Origin of the sequence: Rhodococcus sp. ENV425, assembly GCF_002887785.1 — a bacterium.
GTDB lineage: Bacteria > Actinomycetota > Actinomycetes > Mycobacteriales > Mycobacteriaceae > Rhodococcus > Rhodococcus aetherivorans.
Window position 1 is genome coordinate 13,489 of sequence record NZ_PCZU01000252.1, and the last position, 2,458, is coordinate 15,946.

Sequence of the window (2,458 nt, forward strand, 5' to 3'; positions counted from 1 at the left end):
GAGGACCTGCGGATCGTCGAGGCCGCCGGGGTCGACGCGGTCGTCGCGCAGGGACACGAGGCCGGCGGGCACACCGGCCGCATCGGGACGCTGCCGCTCCTGCAGGAGGTGCTCGAATCGACGTCGCTGCCGGTGCTCGCCGCCGGCGGCATCGCGTCCGGACGGGGACTGGCCGCGGTGCTCGCGGCCGGCGCCGAGGGCGCGCTCGTCGGCACCGCGTTGCTGGCGAGCCCCGAGACGGTCGGCCCGGAGTATGCCCGGGACAGGCTCGTCGCGGCGAGCAGCACCGACACCGTCTACACCGACGTCTTCGACCGGGCCCGGCACCAGCCGTGGCCGGCGCGGTGGGGCGGCCGGGCCCTGACGAACGACTACACCGCCGAGTGGCACGGGCGCGGCGCCGACGAGGAGACCCTCGCCGCCGCGTACGACGGCAACGACCCCCGGCTCGGCGTGGTCTACGCGGGCGAGGCGGCCGGACTCGTGCGGGAACAGCGGCCCGCCGGCGAGATCGTCCGCGACATCGCGACCCGCGCGGAGGAACTGCTGCGCCGCTTCGGGTAGCGGGTCAGGGCGCCGGACGCGCGGGCAGGAACTCCCCGGCCGCGATCTGTTCCTCCGCCCGGATCACGTGCACGACCGCGTTGATCTGCGCCAGGTGGGTGAAGGCCTGGGGGAAGTTGCCCAGGTGCCGGCCCGAGCGCGGGTCGATCTCCTCGGCGTAGAGCTTGAGCGGGCTGGCGTAGCCGAGGAGTCGTTCGCACAGGGTGCGGGCCCGTTCCACCTCGCCGATCTCCACCAGGGCGGAGACCAGCCAGAACGAGCAGATCGTGAAGCTGCCCTCCTCGCCGGTCAATCCGTCGTCGGTGGAGTCCACCCGGTACCGCAGGACCAGGCCGTCCTCGGTCAGTTCGTCCTCGATCGCCAGGACCGTCGCCCGCACCCGCGGGTCGTCGGCCGGCAGGAACCGCAGCAGCACGACCAGCAGCGCGGACGCGTCCAGGGAGGGATGACCGTAGCGCTGGGTGAACACCCCGCGCTCGTCGACGCCGTGGGCGAGAATGTCCGCCTTGATCTCGTCGGCGACGGCGTCCCACCGCGCGGCGTGGTCCGGGCGGCCCTGCATGCGCGCCAGTCGCGCGCCGCGATCGAGGGCGACCCAGCACATCACCTTGGACGAGGTGAAATGCTGCGGCTCTCCCCGGACCTCCCAGATGCCGCGATCGGGCAGGCGCCAGTGGTCCTCGGCCTGGCCGACGAGCCGCTGCACGGCCGGCCAGAAGTCTGGGGCATGTGCCGGCGGGTCCTCGCGTGCAGGTACACCGAGTCGAGCATGGCGCCCCAGATGTCGTGCTGCGTTTGGTGATACGCATCGTTGCCGATCCGCACCGGACGGGCCCCGTCGTAGCCGCACAGGTGGTCGAGCTGCGATTCGGTGAGCACGCGCTCCCCACCCACGCCGTACATCACCTGCAGCGGCTGCAACCGGCCGTCCTCGCTGCGGGAGGCGTCGGAGATGAACGCGAAGAACGCGTCGGCCTCCCGGTCGAGGCCGAGGGTGTACAGGCCCCACAGTGCGAACGTGGAATCCCGCACCCACGCGTAGCGGTAGTCCCAGTTCCGTTCTCCGCCAGGCGTTTCCGGAAGAGACGTGGTGGCCGCCGCGAGCAGGGCGCCGGTCGGTGCGTAGGTCAGGCCCTTGAGGGTCAGGGCGCTGGCCTGCAGGTAACTCCGCCAGGGGTGATCGGGGAAACGGCCCGTGGTGATCCACTCGCGCCAGAAGTCGGCCGTCTCCGCCATTTTCGCGGCGGCTTCCTCGAACGTGGCGGGACACTGCACATCCGACCACGACAGCGCGACGAACGCCTTGTCGCCCTTGACCATCCGGGTGCGTGCCCGGGCCTCGCCGCCCTCGAGCCCGAGCCGGAGGTCGGTGGTGAGCCGTAGTTCGGGATGCTCGCCGGGTTCGCCGCCGGTGCAGAACGCGGTGGCCTCCTCGTACACCTTGCCCGTGTACTCCCAGCGCACCGGGGCGCGGTGGTAGTCGAACGCCGGCGCGCAACTGACGTCGAGTTCCACCGTCCCGCTCACGCAGCGGACGGTGCGCAGCAGAATGTGCTCGGCGTCCCAGTCCGTCGGCGTCCGGGTGTGGGTGCGCGATCGTTCCTGGACGGCGTGCCAGGGCCCCATCACCAGCGCGTCCCGCACCACCATCCATCCCGTCTCGGTCTGCCACGTGGTCTCGAGGATCAGTCCGCCGGGCAGATACCGGCGTGCAGCGGGCACGGTGCGGTCGTGCGGTCCGACGCGGAAGTACCCGGCGCTGCGGTCGAGAATCGCCCCGAACACGCTGGGCGAGTCGGGCCGGGGCAGGCACATCCATTCCACCGCCCCGTTGCGCGCGATGAGGCATGTCGTTTCGCAGTCCGACAGGAACGCGTAGTCGTCGATCGGCGGG

At 71.8% G+C, this 2,458-nt stretch carries 1 protein-coding gene and 1 pseudogene; one reads left to right on the forward strand and one right to left on the reverse strand.

Going from position 1 to position 2,458, the window contains the following annotated elements; translation table 11 throughout:
- The coding region (locus tag CQZ88_RS31585; protein WP_258008724.1) for a nitronate monooxygenase family protein at positions 1 to 564 on the forward strand (564 nt) is incomplete at its 5' end.
- 4 nt (positions 565 to 568) lie between these two features.
- On the opposite strand, the pseudogene CQZ88_RS22035 reads toward CQZ88_RS31585, so the two are convergent.
- Positions 569 to 2,458 (reverse strand): annotated as a pseudogene (locus CQZ88_RS22035) (glycoside hydrolase family 15 protein); the annotation flags it as partial.